Raw genomic sequence first — 18425 nt, forward strand, 5'->3', positions numbered from 1 at the left:
GCGCATGGCGTCCCCGAAAGAAGAAGGACAATGACATGGCCACAGATATCGTTATCCCCTCGGATCTCTGGGAAGAGGATGAGGAATGCGTCATCACCTCCTGGCTGGTGGATGATGGCGCCAGCGTCGCGGAAGGCGCGCTGATCGCCGAAATCATGACCGCCAAGGTCCAATACGAGATCCTGGCTCCGGCCTCGGGAACGGTGACGATCACCGAAGGGGTCGATGCCGTCGTCGCCAAGGGCGCGGTCATCGGGTCGGTCGCATGACATTGGTGGACAGGACCCTGCGACTTGGCGGTGTCCGCGGGATGATCGCCGACAAGATGGTTGAAAGCCTGCACACCGCCGCACAGCTGACCCATCACGCCAGCGCCGAGGCCAGCGCCCTGCTGGCCGAAAAGGCAAGGCTGGCCGAAGCCGGAGAAAAGGTTTCTGTCGAGGATCTGCTGATGCTGGCCGTCATCCGGGCGCTGAAGCGCAACCCGGATGCCAATGGCCGGGTCGAAGGACGCGAGATCCGACTGTCTGCGGCCATCGACCTCTGCGTCGCCATCGCCCTGCCGGGGAACCTGCTGGTCGCGCCCGCGATCTTTGGCGCGCAGGACATGGAACTCGCACAGCTGCGTGCCGCGCGCCAGGATCTTGCCGCACGGGCAAAGACCAACAAGCTGTCCGTCGCCGAGATGACGCGCGGCACCTTTACCATCTCCAACCTGGGCCTGACCCGCGTCGAGCAGTTCACCCCGATCATCAATGCCCCGCAGATCGCCATTCTCGGCGTCGGGCGCAGCATCGACCGCGCGGTCCGCGCCGAGGACGGCTCCATCGAGATGCGACCCTTCATCGGCCTGTCCCTGACTTTCGACCACCGCGCCATCGACGGCGCACCAGCCGCCGACACCCTCACCGCGATCTGCAACGAGATCGAGGGGATGGGAAAGTGAACGAGGCCCTGACCCATGTCACCGATGTGCGGCAGGGACTGGCGCTGGAGGCCGCGCTGTTTGACAGGCCGGACAACTGCCGTGGGCTTTGGCAGAGCGCAACGCCGGCGCTGGTCTGCCCGGCGGCCTACCAGCGGCAGGCCGGGTTCGGGCGGGCGGCAGAGCGCTCGGCAGCCCGTGGCTGGCCGGTCAGTTGCCGCCCATCAGGCGGCGGCGCGGTCCCCCAGGGTATCGGCGTGGTCAATCTGGCCATGGCGGTGACGGTTCGGCGTGGCTTTCTGATCGAGGACGGCTATCGTCTGATCACCGATCCGATCCGGGCCGTGCTGCGCGACCTTGGGCTTGCGGCCACCACCGGCGCCACGCCCTGCAGCTTCTGCGACGGCAGTTGGAACCTGTCGATCGACGGGCGCAAGCTGGTCGGCACGGCGCAACGCTGGCGTCCCCTGCCACGGGGACAGATGCGCATTCTGACTCATGCGCTGGTGCTGTATGATCTGGCGATACCGGCCCGGGCCGTTGATGCCTTTCATCGCGACCTTGGCCTTGGGCCCATCCGTGCCGAGGCCCATATCACTCTTGGCGACATATTTGGTGATCGCCTGTCGGGCGCCGATGATTTCGCCGCCGCCCTGCAAACCGCCGCCGACGACGCGCTTGCCCGGATCGACAGGCCACCAAACGCCGCTCGGGCAAGCTGAACGACAAGATACCCGACAATCCCGTTGCCTGCGGAACATCATCCGCCGGTTTCTTTCCGATCATCCCAGAGGAGCATGACCATGACTGCCTATTCCGTTCTGTTCGTTACCCCGACCGAAGATTCATGGGTTCCCGCCTATCTTGCCGAAACCGGCGCCGTCATGAAGAAACATGGCGGCAGATATCTGGCCCGCACCGGCAACCACCAGCAGATCGAAGGAGCCGATATCCCCGCCGGACTGCGGATTCTGATCGAATGGCCTTCGCAGCAGGATGCGCTGAACTTCGAGAATGATCCCGAATACAAACCTCATCTCGAAGCACGCCTGAAGGGATCGACCAGTTATCACTTCGTCTTCGAGGGGCAGGACGACCTCGCCTGAAGCCGCCCTTGGTTCGCGGCTGATCGACATCCGCCCCGGCAGGCAGCCTTTCCGGCAGACGGGCTGCCTGCAACTGACTGCCCAAACAGCAAAAATCACAACAGGAAGAAAGAGACGAGCTTGTCTCTTGATGGAAAGATCGCCCTGATCACCGGTGCCGCTCAGCGCATCGGACTCCAGATCGCCAAACGCCTCATCTCCCAAGACGCGGCGGTCGCGCTGGTCGATCTGAACGGCGAGGCTCTTGACCGCATTGCCAGTGAACTGATGGGTGCGGGTGCGAAGGTTTCCACCTTTGTTGCCGATGTCAGCAAACGCGATCAGGTTCTTTGCCGCCGTATCCGACACCGTGGCAAAGCTTGGTGCGCTGGACATCATGATCAACAATGCCGGTATCGCGACGGTCAATGCCATCACCGCCATCACCTAAGAAGAGATCGACAAGCTTCATGCCGCAAATACCAAGGGCGTGCTTTGGAGAATCCAGGCTGCGGCCGAGAAGGGCGAGACCTTCGACGCATTTGTCGGCACCATGGCCCTTGGTCGGGCGCAGACAGCCGGGGATGTCGCTGGATTGCTGGCCTTCCTGTCCGCTCCCGACAGCGACTACATGACCGGTCAGTCGATCATCATGGATGGCGGCTGGTCTATCGCTGATCCGACCAGCACCGTTTCGCGGCTCCTGCGATGCAGGTCGCGGGGGCCGCAGCACGATCAATCCACAAGATCCTCGGGCCGAACCAGGCCCGCGGCCTTGATCCGACGGTTGATGGTCGCCCGGCTCAGCCCCAGCAGCCTCGCGGCGCGCGAGACATTCCAATGCGTCTCGGCCAGGGCGGATTCCAGCGTATGAACAAATCCCGCGCCCGAGGTTTCAGGGCAGGAAATATGACCCGGCAGATGCGCCACGCCCAGGGCCCCGCGCCCGAAAACCGTCACCATCTCGGTCAGCACATCCTCTAGCTCGCGCAGGTTTCCCGGCCATCCATAGGCCGTCAGACGCTGCATCGCCTCGGCCGAAATGCTGGAGCCGAACCCCGCAAGCCTGCGATGTGCGCGCTGGATCAGCGAGGCAAGATCGCGCCGTTCGGCGAGGGCCGGCAGGCGCACGACATGCGAGGGGAAGAACACGTCAAACCCTTCGGGCGGCCTGTTCCCCGCCGCCGTTGCAACCAGCGTGAAATCCCTGCCGTCGCGCTCATGCCTGGCCAGCCATGCCGCCAACCGCCTTGCCGCGCGTGAAGGCAGCGCTTCCAACTGGCTGAGCAGAACCGACAGCTCGGCTCCCTTGGCAAGAAAACGGTCGGTTTCGACCAGCCATGCACTGACGGCCCTTGCGGGATCCTCTCCTGCCGCCAGCACCAGACCGTCAAGATATCGCACCGAGGTTTCACAGCCGCGCAGCAGCGCCTCGGCCAGACGCTTCTTGCCTGTTCCCTGCTGTCCCAGAAGCAGCAGCGGCTGTTTCAAGGCCAGCAGGCGCTCGGCCTTTTCAACCGCCCGACCGACGGCAGGATCCTTGATCGCAATCTCCTCAAGTTCTGCGTTGGCCCGGAACATCGGGCGCGCCGCGCTGGTCGCAGCGCATGATGACGCCCCCTGCGGCAGCCGGGTTTCAAAGGCGTCCTCATAGCTTTGACCGACGACGGGGCGACCGTCAGGCAGGCCCGAAAGCGAGGCGCTATGCGTCGCCGCGACGATCATGGCCTTGTCATCCAGCGCCAGCAAGGCGCCGCGCCTTGCACCGGGCAAGGGCAGCATCAGATGATCCGCCGAATAGGTCCGCGCAAAAAGCCGTGCCTCGATCCGGTCAGCGGTCTGGGACAACAGGGACTGGGCCAGAATGTAATCGACCGGCGTTTCCCGGTCCACGCAGATGATCGCCAGGGCGCCCATGATCCTGCCATCCGCCGCGCGCAGCGGCACCGCCGAGCAGGCCACGTCGCGCAGGTTGCGAAAGTAATGATCCTTTCCACAGACAGTAAAGATGGTCTGCTCCTTGAGCGCCAGGGAAACGCCATTCGTTCCCGCCAGCTTCTCGCTCCAGCAGCTTCCGGGAACGATCCCGGCCTTCCTCAGCAGATCGTTTTCGGCCCGGCCGGTATGGGTTTCGATGGCAATGCCCTCCGGATCGGTGATCACAAGGCAATGACCGGCCTTCAACGTGATCTCGGCCAGCCGGTCAGTGTCGGCGCGGATATCCCCCAACGCCTCCAGCAAGGCCTGCCGACGCGACCGAACCTCGGTCTGCTGCAGCCGCAGGATGGGGTTCCGTGCATCCGATGGCAAATGCCATTCGAGACAGCGCCGCCAGGACCGCTCGACGGCGATTCGATATTCCTCCCTTGGCAACAATCCGACCATGCGCTTCCTCCCAAGCGATGTGGAGCCACAGTATCCGCCCTCGCATGGCCGGGGATCAAGCAGGAAATGCAGGACACTTCCGGCAACATTTTTCCCGACCTGCTCCGCAAGACAACCCCAGCCCCGCGCCGGGGCATGATCGCCCGCTGCCCGGCTGCTACTCGGCGACCGACAGGCGCCGCCCCAGAAAGCCCATCAGGAAATCCCTGAACCTGCGCGCGGCAATGCTTTGCGTCCTGCTGTTTGCGTGGCTCAACTCCAGCCAGGATATGATCTTTTCCGATTTCACGAAGGGACGGCAGACGAACTGCCCCATGTCCAGCCACCGCGCCACCGTCATCCGTGGCAGGATCAGGATGGCGCTGCATCTGAGGGCAAGCTCGATCTGCATTTCAAGGGATGGCGTGGTGAAGGTGTAATCCTCGGTCGGCAAGCCGAGATCGTGCAATCGCGCGTCGAAGGCGCGTCTCATGCCGAAAGAGCGATTGGGCAAGGCAAGCCTGTGCCGGATCAGGTCGGCCATGGACAGTTCGACCCTGGCCGCAAGCGGGTGATCGGGGGACATGATCGGCTCATGATAGACGGGCGCGCGGAACAGGACCTCGACGCGGGGGTCTTTTGGCGCGAACATCGTCACGGAAAACTGCGATCGCCCTTCGGCCACCGCATCAAGCGCCCCCTGCGCCGAACTGACGTTCACCTCCATCGAGATCTCGGGGTGACTGCGGGAAAATTCGGACAAGGCCGGGGCAAGGATGGCACTCGCAGCAGCCCCATTGGTATGGATGGCCACGCGACCGCGCCGCAAGCCCTTGTAATCATCGATCAACTGATGCGCCGTCTTCAGTTCCTGCGCGACCCTGGATGTGCTTGCCGCGAGCACTTCGCCCGCGGCGGTCAGACGAATTCCGCGCGGCGTGCGTTCGACAAGCGGCGTGCCGAAGCTGTGCTCCAGCTTGTCCAGCTGGCGCACCACAGCCGTCGGCGAGGTGTTCAGACCTTCGGCAGCCTGGCGGATCGAGCCGGATCGGACCAGCTCGTTAAAGATGTCGATCGCTTCAATTTTCATGGATTCATTCTCCCGGTGTCACGGAATCCGTAGCACTCTGAACTCAAATTATCCACTTCCGCTGCAGGTTGTCCCCGTGATTAGCTCGATCCCAGATGGACAGAGATCCACTTTCAACAAAGATCATGACAGGGCACCCGATGACCAAATCCCTCGCCGTTCTCAAAGGCACATGTCTTGCCATTCTTCTTGCCGGCACGGCGCCGGTCTGGGCACAGGACACTCATGCAGTGACATTTGTTCAGCCCGTCGAACCGCAGGGCCTTGATCCGACCGTGTCCTCGCCCGTCGCGGCAGGTCAGGTGACATGGCAGAACGTCTTCGAAGGGCTTGTGGCCATTGATCGCGATGGCCGCGTGGTGCCGCAACTGGCGAGGGATTGGACAATCTCGGAAGATGGTCTGACCTACAGCTTCCACCTGCGCGATGACGTCACATTCCAGAATGGCGTGCCTTTTGACGCCACGACGGCCAAATTCACGCTCGAACGTATTCTGGGCGAGAATTCGACCAACGGACAAAAGGCGAATTACACGGCGATTTCCGGGGTCGAAGCCGTTGATGCGACCACCCTGGTGCTGACACTGTCCAGACGCGACGCCGACCTGCTGTATTGGCTGGGCTATCCCGCCGCCGTCATGGTCGAACCCGGATCTGCCGACAGCAATGGCACCACCCCTGTCGGCACCGGCCCGTTCAAGGTGGACGAATGGCGCAAGGGCGATCGTGTCCTCATGAGCGCATGGGACGGATATTGGGGCGAGGCCCCCGCACTGGAAACCGTCACCGCGCGCTTCATCAATGATCCGCAGGCGCAGGCGGCGGCCCTGCAGGCCGGACAGGTGGACATCGTCGGCAATCTCAACGCGCCAGAGCTGTTCGCCCAGTTCACCGATGATCCGGATTTCCATGCCGTCGCCGGAGCGGGCGAGATGGAAATCGTGGCCGGGATGAACAACGCCAAGCCACCCTTCGATGACCTGCGGGTGCGCCAGGCGCTGATGATGGCGGTGGATCGTCCCAGCCTTGTCGCGGCAGTCAGCTCGGGCCATGGCACCGAAATCGGATCGCATTTCTCGCCCGCGAACCCGTTTTACGAAGATCTCACCGGCGAATTTCCCTATGATCCCCAGCGCGCCAAGGCGCTTTTGACCGAGGCCGGCTATCCCGACGGCTTCTCGTTCGAGTTCAAGGTGCCGACCCGCCCCTATGCGCAACGCTCGGCGGAAATCCTGCAGGCATTCTTTTCGCAGATCGGCGTGAACGCGAATATTCAGAGTTCCGATTTCCCGGCCACATGGATTCAGGATGTCTTCAAGGACACCAATTACGACATGACCATCGTCGGTCATGCCGAGCCCTTGGATATCGGCATCTATGCCCGCGACAACTACTACTTCAACTACGACAATGCCGAGTTCCGCCAGCAGATGGATCAGATCGCGGCGGCAACGGATGAAACAGCGCGCGAGACCGGCTATCGCAAGGCCCAGGAAATCCTGGCTCATGATCTGCCCGCGCTGTTCCTGTTCTCTTATCCGAAACTGGGCGTGTGGAAGGCCGGTCTGGATGGCGTGTGGGAAAACGGTCCGGTTCCGGCCAATGACATGACCGACGTGCATTGGGTCGACTGACCCTCTTTTGAATTCCTGTCCCGTCCGGCCGCATCTGCGCCGCCAGGCCCATTCGAAAGCCTTTCATGACACGACCTCTGACATTTCTGCGCAGCCTGCTGGGGACTGCGGCGGTCTTGCTGATTGCCTCGCTGGTGATCTTCCTGCTGATCGACGCCGCCCCCGGCGATCCCGCCGAGATCATGCTGGGCACCTCGGCGCAGCCTGACACCCTGGCCGCCCTGCGCGCCGAGCTTGGCCTTGATCGCCCGTTGATGGTGCGCTATCTCGGCTGGCTCGCCGGCGTGTTCACCGGCGATCTCGGTCAATCCTACACCTATGGCGTGGCGGTGCGGGAACTCATCGCGGAACGCCTGACAGTGACCCTGCCGCTGACCCTGATGGCAACGGTTCTGGCAGTGGTCATCTCCCTGCCTCTGGGTGTCATCGCCGCCGCACGGCCCGGAAAGCCAGAGGACGGTCTGGCCTCGCTGTTTTCCCAGATCGGCATTGCCGTGCCGAATTTCTGGATCGGGCTTTTGCTCATTCTGGCCTTTGCCCTGAAGTTCAAATGGTTTCCACCGGGCGGTTTCCCCGGATGGGATGCGGGGTTCGGCCCGGCCTTCAGTGCGCTTGTCCTGCCATCGATCGCCCTGGCCATTCCGCAGGCGGCGGTTCTGACCCGCGTCACCCGTGCTGCGGTCATCGAGGTCGCAAACGAGGATTTCGTGCGCACCGCCCGCGCCAAAGGGCTGTCGCGCAACCGTGCCCTGTGGCGCCATACCGTGCCCAACTCGCTGCTGCCGGTCGTCACCATGCTGGGCCTGCAAATACCGTTTCTCATCTCGGGGGCGGTGCTGGTCGAAAATGTCTTCAGCCTGCCCGGCATCGGAACGCTGGCATATCAGGCGCTGTCACAACGCGATCTGATCGTCGTGCAGAATGTCGTCCTGCTGTTCGCGGTGATCGTTCTGGTCGTCAATGCGGGAACGGACGCGCTTTACGCCCGTCTTGACCCCCGGCTGAGGGCGCGCAAATGACCCGGCTGCCGAAATCCCTGATCCTGGGTGGCCTGATCACCGCCATCATGGTCGGCGCGGCCGTCCTGAGCCGGTTCTGGACCCCGGCGGACCCCGTCGGGATGAACATCATCGCCCGCCTCAAGGCACCGGGAGAGATGGGGCTTCTGGGCACGGATCAGATCGGCCGCGACGTGCTGTCCATCATCATGGCTGGCGCATGGACGTCACTGGGAATTGCCAGCGTCGCCACTTTCATCGGTGGCGGTCTCGGGACCCTGATCGGCGTGATCGCGGCCGCGCGGGGCGGCTGGGTCGAGCGGCTGGTGATGGCCTTCAACGGTGTGCTCTTCGCCTTTCCCCCGATCCTCTCGGCAATCCTGCTTGGCGCGCTGCTGGGGCCGGGCGCGATCACCTCGATGGTGGCCATCGGCATCTTCATGGTGCCGGTTTTCGCCCGCGTGACCCGTGCCGCCGCAATCCAGATCTGGGCGCGCGACTATGTCAAGGCCGCGCGCATGGCCGGCAAGAATGACGCCCTGATCACCCTGGAGCATGTGCTGCCCAACATCTCGGCGCAGATCATCGTGCAGCTTGCCATCCAGACGGGCCTGGGCATCCTGTCCGAGGCCGGGCTGTCCTTTCTGGGCATGGGTGTCTCGCCGCCCACGCCAAGCTGGGGCCGGATGCTCTCGGAAAGCCAGACCTATCTTTCCAGCGCGCCGCATCTGGTGCTGGCGCCCGGCCTTGCCATCGCCGTCGCCGTGCTGGGGCTGAATCTCCTGGGGGACGGGTTGCGTGATCTGACCGACCCCAGACGGAGGCAAAACGCATGATACTGGATGTGCGCGACCTGCGCGTCTCTTTCACCCGTGAAAAGCTGCCGCCGGTCGAGGTCGTGCATGGGGTCAGCTTTTCCCTCGAACGCGGCAAGACCCTTGGAATCGTGGGCGAAAGCGGTTCCGGGAAATCGGTCATCTCCCTGACCACGATCGGCCTGTTGCCGGGCACGGCCCGTGCCTCGGGGCAGGTCCTGTTCGACGGGCGCGATATCCTGACCCTGCCCGAGCGCGAACTTTGCAAGCTGCGCGGCAACCGGATCGGAATGATTTTCCAGGAACCGATGACGGCCCTCAATCCCGCCATGCGCGTGGGCGCACAGATTGCGGAAGGTCTGGTGCTGAACAACGGAATGTCCAAGAGAGCCGCCCGCGCCGAGGCCCTGCGCCTTCTGGACATGGTGCAGATCCCGCGCGCGGCCGAAAGGATAGACAGCTTTCCCCATGAAATGTCGGGCGGACAACGCCAGAGGGTCGGCATCGCCATCGCCCTTGCCCTGAAACCGGACCTGCTGATCGCCGATGAGCCGACCACGGCGCTGGATGTGACCGTGCAGGCCGAGATCCTTGATATTCTTGACGATCTGGTCAGCGATCTGGGGATATCCCTTATCCTGATCTCGCATGATCTCGGGGTGATCGCGCGGATCGCGGACCGCACTCTGGTGATGTATCGCGGTGATGAAATGGAACAGGGCCCGACCGAGGATATCCTGCGCCGCCCCGGCCACGCCTATACGCGCAAACTTCTGGATGCGATGCCCGGACGGGTGCGGGCATCGATGAAGGAGAACGGATGACTCCTCTGTTGGAAATCAGGAATCTGACCCGCCATTTCGATCTGGGCTCGGGCATTGTCAAAGCCCTGGATGACATATCCCTGACCCTGAACACGGGCGAGATCATGGGAATCGTCGGGGAATCCGGCTCGGGCAAATCGACGCTTGCCCGGATTGTCATGGGGCTTGACCATCCTACAGCGGGCACTGTGGTGCTGGATCAGCGCGACATTTTCAGTCTTGTCCCGCGTGAGCTGCGCAGGGCGCGGCGCGATTTCCAGATGGTGTTTCAGGATCCCTATGGCTCGCTCAACCCGCGCCATCGCGTGGGCCGGATCATCGCCGAGCCCCTTCATCTTATCCCTTCGGCGCCCAGGGGCGCGGCGCGGCGCCAGATGGTCGGCGAGCTGCTGGAAGAAGTCGGATTGGATGCCGGCGATCAGGACCGCTTTCCCCATGAGTTTTCCGGCGGCCAGCGCCAAAGGATCGCCATTGCCCGGGCGCTGATCACGAAACCGCGCCTGCTTGTGGCGGATGAGGCCACCTCGGCCCTTGATCTGACCGTCCAGAAGCAGATCCTGGACCTGATCCTGAAACTGCGCAGCAAGCATGCGGTCTCGGTCCTGTTCATCACCCATAATATCGGCGTGGTCGAAGAGATCTGCGATACGGTGGCGGTGATGCAGAATGGCAAGCTGGTCGAGTTTGGCCGGGCGAAGGCCGTGCTCGACGCACCGCAGCAGGCCTATACCCGGCGACTTCTGGCCGCCGAGCCGCGCCTTGACGTGATCGGTCGCAAATCCCGAACTGCCGTCCGCTAGCGCCAGTTCCCAATCTATCTGCCAAAGAGGGTCATTCACATGTCCGAACTTTCCAAGACGACAGATGCCGGACGCGAAATTCTGGATCTTCCTGCACGCGAAATCCTGACAGCGTTTCGCAATCGCAACCTGTCCCCGGTCGAATACATGACGGCGCTGATCGCGCGTGTCGAAGCCAGTGAACCCAAGGTGAAGGCGCTCTACCTGTTCCGCCCCGAAGAAGCGCTGGAAGAGGCCCGCGCCGCCGAGGCCCGCTATGCCAAGGGCGCACCGGCGGGCTGCCTTGACGGCATGCCCGTCACCATCAAGGAACTTATCGCGACCAAGGGCGATCCGGTGCCCGTGGGAACGGCCGCAACCGAACTGGTGCCCGCGCCCGCCGATGCCCCCACCGCGGCACGGTTGCGGGAAGAGGGTGCCATCCTCTATGCCAAGACGACCTGCCCCGATTACGGAATGCTGACATCGGGCCTGTCCAGCTTTCACCCCCTGTCGCGCAACCCCTGGGATCTGACGCAGAACCCCGGAGGATCCAGCGCGGGCGCAGCGGCGGCGGCGGCGGCAGGCTATGGTCCGCTGCATATCGGCACGGATATCGGTGGCTCGATCCGCCTGCCTGCCGGCTGGACGGGGCTGTTCGGTCTGAAGCCGTCATTGGGCCGGGTGCCGATTGACCCCTATTATACCGGCCGCGTTGCGGGCCCGATGACCCCCACCGTGGATGATTCCGCCCTGTTGATGGACGTCATCACCCGCCCGGACTGGCGCGATGCGACATCTCTTCCCTATGAAAAGCTGAACTGGGACGCCCCTGCCGCGGATGTCAGGGGGCTGAAGATCGGCCTGATGCTTGATGCCGGTTGCGGCAATGAGACCGCCCCCGAAATCCTTGACGCGGTCAGCCAGGCGGCGGACCTCTTTGCATCCCATGGCGCCGAGGTCGTTCCGATCGCCCCGGTCCTGACCCGCGAGATGCTGGACGGGCTGGACTATGCATGGCGCGCACGGTTCTGGGGCATCATGAATGACCTCAGCGAAGCGCAGCGGGCCAAGATCCTTCCCTATATCCATGACTGGGCCGAGGCGGGCGCACATGTTTCGCCGCAAGACGTTGCCACAGGGTTTGACCAGACCTTCGCCATGAGACGTTCTACCTCCGAGGCCTTCCAGAAGGTGGACGTGATCCTCTCGCCGGTGAACCCCAATGTGTCCTATCCGGCGGACTGGGCTTCACCCACCAATGATCCCGCGCGGCCCTTTGAACATATCTGTTTCACGGTGCCCTGGAACATGGGTGAACAGCCCGCCTGCTCGATCAATTGCGGCTTTACGCAATCGGGCATGCCCATCGGGTTGCAGATCATCGCCCCCCGCTTTCAGGACCAGATGGTGTTCTCGCTTGCCCGCGCTTATGAAAACTGGCGCGGCCCCATCACGAACTGGCCCCGCATCGACGCATGAGGCGCCTGCCCGGCCCGGGCTGGCTGGCTGGCGAAAGAAATGGAGTGGCGTGAATGACAGATACAGCGACGGGACCGATCTGGGCGCTGACCGCAGCGCAGATCGCGCAGGCAATTCGCAGCAGCGAGCTTTCGGCTGTCGAGGTGGCCCAGGCGACTCTGGATCGGCTCGACGCGGTGAATCCGTCCCTCAACGCCATCGTCGATCATCGCCCCGAAGAGGTTCTGGAACAGGCCCGGGCGGTGGACGCCAGCCGCACGGCGGGCGAAACCCTCGGGCCGCTTGCCGGGGTGCCGGTCACCATCAAGATCAATATCGACCAGAAGGGCTTTGCCACCAGCAACGGGCTGCGCTCGCGCGCGGATCTGATCGCGACAGAGAACAACCCGGTCGTCGACGGCTTGCTGCGCGCGGGGGCCGTGCTTCTGGGCCGGACGAATACGCCAGCCTTTTCGGCCCGGTATTTCACCGACAATCAGCTGTTTGGCGCGACGCATAATCCGCGCCACCCCAGCCTTGGCCCCGGCGGGTCCTCGGGCGGGGCCGCCGCGGCGATTGCCTCGGGCATGGGGGCCATCGCCCATGGCAACGATATTGGCGGTTCGATCCGTTATCCGGCCTATGCCTGCGGTGTGCACGGGTTGCGGCCGGGACTTGGCCGTGTCGCCACCCATAACGCCACCAGCCCGCATCGCCCCATCGGTGCACAGCTGATGGCGGTTCAGGGGCCTCTGGCGCGCACAGTGGGTGACCTGCGCATGGGCTTTGCCGCGATGAGCGGGCGCGACATCCGTGACCCGTGGTGGTTCGGCGGTGAGGACATGACGCGGGACATTCCCAAACGCGCCGCCTTCTGCGCACATCCCGAGGGGATCGAAACGGCGAGCGAGGTCGAGGCCGCCCTGCGTGATGCGGCCGGGCGATTGCGCGATGCGGGCTGGCAGGTCACCGAGCTTGAGCGCATTCCGCCGCTGAAGGAATCCAGCCGCATCATGCATATGCTTTGGGTTGCCGACAATCAGAAGCAGACCCTGCAAGCCGCCCTTGATGAAGGCGATCCCGGGGCCATCTTCACGCTGAAGGGAGCGATAGACTGGATCGGTGAACTGGGCGATGACGAACTGGGCGCGGCACTGACCCGGCGTGCGGCGCTGGTTCGCGACTGGCTGGCCTTTCTGGACCAATGGCCGGTCCTGCTGCTGCCGCCCTCGTCGCGACTTCCCTTCGGTCCGGACGAGGATCTGAAGAAGGGTTTCGAATATGTCACCGAAAACCAGTATTTCATGACCGGCCTTCCGGCGATCGGCATGCCGGCGCTGATGGTCTCGACCGGGCTGACCGGTGACCATGTCCCGGTGGGCGTTCAGGTTCTTGCCGGTCGCGGCAGGGAGGAACTGTGCCTGCAGGCAGGAGAGGCGATCGAGGCCGCAGGCACTGCGCCGTCACCGATCGACCCGGTATCGGTCTGAACCCGGCAGCGCGTTTCTTCCCGGTCTCGCCAGGAATGACATCTCTGCCCGGCTGGCAAATGTCAGACCGGGTATTTTCACGAAGGAGAAACCCGCAAGACGTCGGAACAAACGGTCAGGCGGCCCGCCCTTGTCCGGCATGACCGCCTGTTTCCGTGTTTTGCTGTCGGCTCCGCCGCTATGGCGGTCAGATGTCCTCGCGCCCCTTGCGGGCCTGATCGAGATGCCCCGCATCGACGCGCGTGAAACCGCCGTCATGGCGATAGGCCCAGCTGACCCCGACCGAGGTCGCCAGATAGGCGTCATCCCCGGGGGTATCGATTTCCGGCTGCGGGTGGCGCGGCAGAACCCAGATCTTCATCAACAGGACATAGAGCATCAACCCCAGCGGAAAGCCGATCAGGATGGCATATTGCGCATACCATGCCGCCAGTGCCCCGGCGACGAGCCATGCGATCACCCCTGCCGGATTGAACCCGTTGGCATAGCTGAACTGACCGTCCACCTGATAGAGCGCGGGCACATTCAGGCATCGGCGGCGCAACAGGTAGTAATCGCCGATCATGATCCCGCCGATGGCCGAGAGGAACGCACCGCAATAGCCCAGGAACACGAAGAGATTGTCCAGCAGCATCCAGGGCATGCACAGGGTGCCGACGATCCCGGCGATCACCACCGCCATCTTGTAGTTGATGACCCGGGGCGCGAAGTTGATGAAGGTCAGCGCCGAGGGGATCAGGTTCGCCGAATTGTTGGTTGACCATTGGGCCAGAACGACCAGGGCCAGCAGCAAGACCAGAGAGACGCCCTGCCCCTGGCCCTGAATGACCTCGACCGGGTTCCAGTTGCCGGTGGCGATGAAGCTGACGGCGCCGATCCCGGCGATCAACCCCTGCGTGACAGGCAGTGCCACCAGCTGCGCCAGAAAGACATTGCGGTTGCGGCGCATGAAGCTGCGGGTTCCGGGTTCGACCTGAAGAAAACGGGTCAGGTTGGGAATGTCGATGGCCAGCGTGGACCAGAAGGCCATGTTCGACACGAACAATACGGCGATGCTCATCTGATCGACGCCCTGCCATGTCCAGATGTTGATGCCCTCGGTCTGCGCGACGCCTTCAAGGGTGAAATACATCCAGACCGAGATGGCGATGATTGCCGGTGCGGCCAAGGTCGCAAGCCGTTCGACGGATTTGATTCCCATGGCGGTATTGGCAACCTGAAGGGCTGCGAAAACCACATACCAGAGGATCCACGACTCGAAGCCAAGAAAATACTGGCCGATCCCGTTCAGGGCCAGCGCGCCCAGATAGGTCTGGATTCCGAACCACATCGCCGCCACAACCCCGCGCGACAATGCGGGCAGATGGGTGCCACGCACGCCGAAAGGGGCGCGCAGGTAGACGGCGAAGGACAGCCCATGCTCGGTCCCGATATCGGCAGTCAGCAGCATGAATGCGCCGATCACCAGATTGGCCATGGCGATGACGGCAATGACCTTGGCAAGGGGGATGCCACCCGCGACGCCGCCCGCGCCAAGAGAATAGGTCGCGATGATGACGGCAATGCCGACCCAGATCCAGGCATAGCCCAGCATGCCGATCGGTCTCTGGTTCAGGCTGGTCGGCAGGATCGATTCCTCGATCAGTGCCTCTGACCGCCCCATGTCCGGTGTTATCGGCTCGGATGGATTCATGATGCATGTCCCTGTTCTGTTTCGAAGGTTTTCATGAACATGTCGTGATTTCCCGTGCAAGCACTGATCATGCCCCGGCGGCTGTCCCCGCCTTTGCACGGCATATATTTCAGCCATGATTGCAACCATTGCCCGGGTCGCGCGTAGAGCTGTGGTCACCGGACGAGGAAAACATGCAAATCGCGATTCTTTATGCCAGCACTCTGGTGATATTTCTGCTGATCGACATCATCGGCATTTCCCAGATCATCCGCCCGGTCTTTGAACGCCATGTCGGCGATCTGCTGGCCGAGCCCTTTCGTCTGCTGCCCGCAGCGGGTTTCTATGCCGCCTACATCGGCGGGGTGCTGTATTTCGTTTCTGTGCCGGCCCTTGCCGAAGCACGCCCCGCGAAGGCGCTGATCGAGGGTGCGCTGATCGGCCTGATGTGTTACGGCACCTATGAATTCACCAATTACGCCACGTTGCGCGACTGGTCGTTGCAGCAGGTGGTGACCGACGGCCTGTGGGGCGGGTTCCTGACCGGATTTTCGGCATGGGCTGGCGTTTCGGTCACGCGCTGGCTGACATGAAGACGCTGATCCTTGGGCATACAGGCGGGATCGGCGCGGCCCTGTTGCGCCATCTGCAGGATGCAGGGCATGAGGTGACGGGATTGTCGCGTGCCGACGGCCTGGAGCTTGGTGACCAGAACAGTATCGCGGATGCAGCGGAGGCGCTGCGGGGGCAGCGCTTTGACCTGATTTTCAATGCAACCGGCGGTCTGGTGATTGACGGGCATCCGCCCGAGAAATCCATTGCCCAGATCGACGCCAAGGCCATGGCGGCGCAATTCGCATTGAACGCGATCGGGGTTGCGCTGCTCCTGCGTCATTTCAGCCCCTTGATGCGGCCCGACAGCCGCGCGGTCTTTGCCTCGCTTTCGGCGCGGATCGGTTCGATCACCGACAACCGGCTGGGGGGCTGGATCAGCTATCGCGCGGCCAAGGCGGCGCAGAACCAGATCGTGAAGACTGCGGCCATCGAGATCGCCAGGAAACAGAAGCAACATATCGTCGTGGCGCTGCATCCGGGGACCGTGCAGACCGCATTGACCCGCGACTATGCCGACCGCTACCCGACCATCACGCCCGAACGCGCGGCCGGGGCATTGCTGGGCGTGATCGAGGGGCTGAGCCCGCAAGACAGCGGCAGCTTCCGCGACTGGAAGGGCAAGGAAATTCCGTGGTAGCCTGGTGCGACAGGCTGGCGCGCTAGGTCACGAGGCGTTTCGTCAGCCGCAGTGACAGCGCATAGGGCAGCGCGGCAAGCAGCTTCAGCGGCAGCGTCAGGCGGCGGGGGAAATGCACCTCGAACCCGTTGCGATCGAGCCCACGAATGATGGCCGCGGCGGCGTCTTCCGGCTGCATCAGGGCCGGCATGTCGAAATCATTGCGCTTGGTCAGGCGCGTATCGACAAAGCCGGGGCTGATCAGCCGGACATCGACCTGCGGTGACAGTTCGGCGCGCATGGATTGTGCAAGATTGGTCACGCCCGCCTTGGTCGCCGAATAGATCTGTCCCTGTGGCAGCCCGATATAGCCGGCAACAGATCCGGTCAGCGCCAGTTGCCCGCCCGGACGCAACAGCGGGCAGGCGGCACGCGCGAAATTGAAACTGCCCGTCAGGTTCACCGTCACGATCCGGGCGGCGCGAACGGGATCGATACCCATCACCTTGCCGGGATCATAGAGCGCCGCCAGCGTCACCGCGCGGTCAAGCACGCCTCTTGCGCCGATACGTTTGGCCGCCCGTCCAAGGCTGTCGGCGTCCGCGACATCACAGACCTCGACCTCGGCCCCGTCGATCTGCCGCGCCAGTTCGGTCAGCCTGTCCCCCGAGCGCGCCGACAGGATCAGTCTTGCACCGCGCTGCGCCCATGCCCGGGCCAGGGCAGCGCCGATCCCTTCGGATGCGCCCATGATCCAGATTCTCTCATTCATATCGTGCCCCTTCGATGGCAATGGATCAGCAGGCCCAGAGCACCGCTCCGCAGAACAAGCGGCAGACCCGCATAGAGGTAAAGCAGCGCCTGCAGCGCGGCGGGACCATTCTGCCCGCCCGGTGCAAACCCCGCCATTTGCAGCAAGGGCAGCGCCACCACGCCCGCCAGCGCCAGCGCCGCCTTGGTCAGAAATCCAAGTGCCGCATAGGCGCGCGTGGCGGCCTCGGCCGTCCGGGTCTTGTCGATCCGGTCCGACAGAATGACCGGGGGCAGCACCAGATCCGCCCCGAAACAAAAGCCGGTGGTCATGCAGATCGCAAGAAAGGCCCGAGAGTCACCCGGTTGCAGCCGCAATGCAAAGGCGAAACAGACCAGCGACAGAAGCAAGGCTGCAGACCAGACATGCACCGGGGCAAAGCGCCCCGCCAAGCGTCCGGCAACAAAGGCTCCGGGCAGGGCCGCGGCAAAATAGGCCAGAAGGAATGCCCCCGTCAGGCCTTCGACCCCCAGCATGTCGCGCACCAGCATCAGGATCAGCACCGCCGGAAAACCCGCCGACAGCAGCACCAACAGCGCGATCAGGTAGAATGGCAACAGCCCGCGCCATCGCGGGCTGACCTCCGGCGCGCCCACCATTTGCAACCTTGTCACGGCCAGCCAGCGGCGGAAGACCGGCAATGCCAGCAGCAGCACGACGGCCAGGACAAGCGCCAGCAGCAAAAGCGCCGCCCCCCGCCCCATCACCGGCGCAAGTGCCGAGGGCAAGACAACCGCAAGGATCAAGCCGATCAGGCCGAACAGCTCGCGCGCGGCGCTGATGCGGGACTTCTGGTGCTTGTCCTGTCGCCACAGCCCGCCAATCGTCAACAGATTGACCGAGATCAGGCTGTGCCCGAGGCTTGCGATCACCATGCTCAGCACGAACCACTGCAATACAGGAACCGCAACGGGCGCGAAGATGGCCAGGACTCCCAGCGCCAGAAGAACCGCGCCGAGGGTGATGAATTGTGCCCGTGCATGGGGCCATCTGTCCCCTGCCCAACCCGCAAGCGGATCAAGCGCCGCGTCAAGCAGGCGCAGCCAGAACAGCGCCAGCCCAAGCGCAGCCAGAGGAACGCCCCGTTCGGTTGCCATGAAATCCGGAGCGTGGATGTAAAGCGGCAACCCGCCAAAGGCCAATGGCAGGGCCAACAGGCCATAGGCGCCCAGATCGCCCAGGCCGGGATCGCGATCAGCCATCCGACAACCTGCATCGCCGCCGAACCGTCGCGGATATGGCCCAG

18 protein-coding genes and 1 pseudogene are annotated in these 18425 nt (G+C 63.5%); 14 read left to right on the forward strand and 5 right to left on the reverse strand.

The genetic code is table 11. The annotated features are described in order from the left end of the window. Positions 1-35: 35 nt before the first annotated feature. From JHW44_RS15730 to JHW44_RS15750, 5 genes and pseudogenes are all read left to right on the forward strand, one after another. Entirely contained in the window at positions 36-269 is a 234-nt protein-coding gene (locus JHW44_RS15730) for a biotin/lipoyl-containing protein (protein ID WP_089344307.1), read from the forward strand. Next, on the forward strand, positions 266-946 hold the full coding sequence (locus JHW44_RS15735) for a 2-oxo acid dehydrogenase subunit E2 (RefSeq protein WP_179217709.1): 681 nt from the start codon (positions 266-268) through the stop codon (positions 944-946). Before JHW44_RS15730 ends, JHW44_RS15735 begins: the two co-directional genes overlap by 4 nt. Continuing rightward, positions 943-1647, forward strand: a complete 705-nt coding sequence (locus JHW44_RS15740; RefSeq protein ID WP_089344308.1) for a lipoate--protein ligase family protein — start codon at positions 943-945, stop codon at positions 1645-1647. The genes JHW44_RS15735 and JHW44_RS15740 overlap by 4 nt, the downstream gene beginning before the upstream one ends. 81 nt (positions 1648-1728) lie before the next feature. Beyond that, the gene (locus tag JHW44_RS15745; protein ID WP_089344419.1) at positions 1729-2031 is read left to right on the forward strand and encodes a DUF1330 domain-containing protein; all 303 of its coding nucleotides are present in this window, start codon (positions 1729-1731) and stop codon (positions 2029-2031) included. A gap of 120 nt (positions 2032-2151) precedes the next feature. Then, positions 2152-2674 (forward strand): annotated as a pseudogene (locus JHW44_RS15750) (SDR family NAD(P)-dependent oxidoreductase); the annotation flags it as partial. A 71-nt stretch (positions 2675-2745) separates the two neighbouring features. Here JHW44_RS15750 and JHW44_RS15755 read toward each other — a convergent pair. After that, positions 2746-4395, reverse strand: coding sequence for a sigma-54-dependent Fis family transcriptional regulator (locus JHW44_RS15755; RefSeq protein WP_089344309.1), 1650 nt, complete (start codon positions 4393-4395; stop codon positions 2746-2748). A 157-nt stretch (positions 4396-4552) separates the two neighbouring features. Continuing rightward, entirely contained in the window at positions 4553-5464 is a 912-nt protein-coding gene (locus tag JHW44_RS15760; RefSeq protein WP_089344310.1) for a LysR family transcriptional regulator, read from the reverse strand. Positions 5465-5604: 140 nt separating this feature from the next. Between JHW44_RS15760 and JHW44_RS15765 the strand changes: the two genes are divergently transcribed. The 7 genes from JHW44_RS15765 (at position 5605) to JHW44_RS15795 (ending at position 13465) form a co-directional block, all read left to right on the forward strand. Next, positions 5605-7098, forward strand: coding sequence for an ABC transporter substrate-binding protein (locus JHW44_RS15765; RefSeq protein WP_218822571.1), 1494 nt, complete (start codon positions 5605-5607; stop codon positions 7096-7098). Between the two features lie 65 nt (positions 7099-7163). Further along, positions 7164-8117, forward strand: coding sequence for an ABC transporter permease (locus tag JHW44_RS15770; protein ID WP_089344312.1), 954 nt, complete (start codon positions 7164-7166; stop codon positions 8115-8117). Continuing rightward, entirely contained in the window at positions 8114-8932 is an 819-nt protein-coding gene (locus tag JHW44_RS15775; protein ID WP_089344313.1) for an ABC transporter permease, read from the forward strand. Before JHW44_RS15770 ends, JHW44_RS15775 begins: the two co-directional genes overlap by 4 nt. Then, positions 8929-9735, forward strand: coding sequence for an ATP-binding cassette domain-containing protein (locus JHW44_RS15780; RefSeq protein ID WP_089344314.1), 807 nt, complete (start codon positions 8929-8931; stop codon positions 9733-9735). Before JHW44_RS15775 ends, JHW44_RS15780 begins: the two co-directional genes overlap by 4 nt. Then, positions 9732-10535: an ATP-binding cassette domain-containing protein gene (locus tag JHW44_RS15785; protein WP_089344315.1), complete on the forward strand. Its 804-nt coding sequence runs from the start codon at positions 9732-9734 to the stop codon at positions 10533-10535. The genes JHW44_RS15780 and JHW44_RS15785 overlap by 4 nt, the downstream gene beginning before the upstream one ends. A gap of 39 nt (positions 10536-10574) precedes the next feature. Next, the gene (locus JHW44_RS15790; protein WP_089344316.1) at positions 10575-11996 is read left to right on the forward strand and encodes an amidase; all 1422 of its coding nucleotides are present in this window, start codon (positions 10575-10577) and stop codon (positions 11994-11996) included. A 53-nt stretch (positions 11997-12049) separates the two neighbouring features. Next, a complete protein-coding gene (locus JHW44_RS15795; RefSeq protein WP_089344317.1) occupies positions 12050-13465 on the forward strand; it encodes an amidase family protein in 1416 nt (471 codons plus the stop codon). 187 nt (positions 13466-13652) lie between these two features. On the opposite strand, the gene JHW44_RS15800 is transcribed toward JHW44_RS15795, so the two are convergent. Continuing rightward, entirely contained in the window at positions 13653-15158 is a 1506-nt protein-coding gene (locus JHW44_RS15800; RefSeq protein WP_089344318.1) for an NCS1 family transporter, read from the reverse strand. 173 nt (positions 15159-15331) lie between these two features. Here JHW44_RS15800 and JHW44_RS15805 point away from each other — a divergent pair, with 173 nt between their 5' ends. Then, the gene (locus JHW44_RS15805; protein WP_089344319.1) at positions 15332-15730 is read left to right on the forward strand and encodes a DUF2177 family protein; all 399 of its coding nucleotides are present in this window, start codon (positions 15332-15334) and stop codon (positions 15728-15730) included. Further along, entirely contained in the window at positions 15694-16389 is a 696-nt protein-coding gene (locus tag JHW44_RS15810) for an SDR family NAD(P)-dependent oxidoreductase (RefSeq protein ID WP_245847081.1), read from the forward strand. Before JHW44_RS15805 ends, JHW44_RS15810 begins: the two co-directional genes overlap by 37 nt. A gap of 22 nt (positions 16390-16411) precedes the next feature. On the opposite strand, the gene JHW44_RS15815 is transcribed toward JHW44_RS15810, so the two are convergent. Both JHW44_RS15815 and JHW44_RS15820 read right to left on the reverse strand, forming a co-directional pair. After that, positions 16412-17140, reverse strand: coding sequence for an SDR family NAD(P)-dependent oxidoreductase (locus JHW44_RS15815; protein WP_245847084.1), 729 nt, complete (start codon positions 17138-17140; stop codon positions 16412-16414). Then, positions 17137-18381 carry an MFS transporter gene (locus JHW44_RS15820; RefSeq protein ID WP_089344320.1) on the reverse strand — a complete coding sequence of 415 codons (1245 nt, stop codon included), beginning with the start codon at positions 18379-18381 and terminating at the stop codon, positions 17137-17139. The genes JHW44_RS15815 and JHW44_RS15820 overlap by 4 nt, the downstream gene beginning before the upstream one ends. Between the last annotated feature and the right edge of the window lie 44 nt (positions 18382-18425).

The organism is Paracoccus seriniphilus (assembly GCF_028553745.1).
In the GTDB taxonomy this organism is placed as follows: domain Bacteria; phylum Pseudomonadota; class Alphaproteobacteria; order Rhodobacterales; family Rhodobacteraceae; genus Paracoccus; species Paracoccus seriniphilus.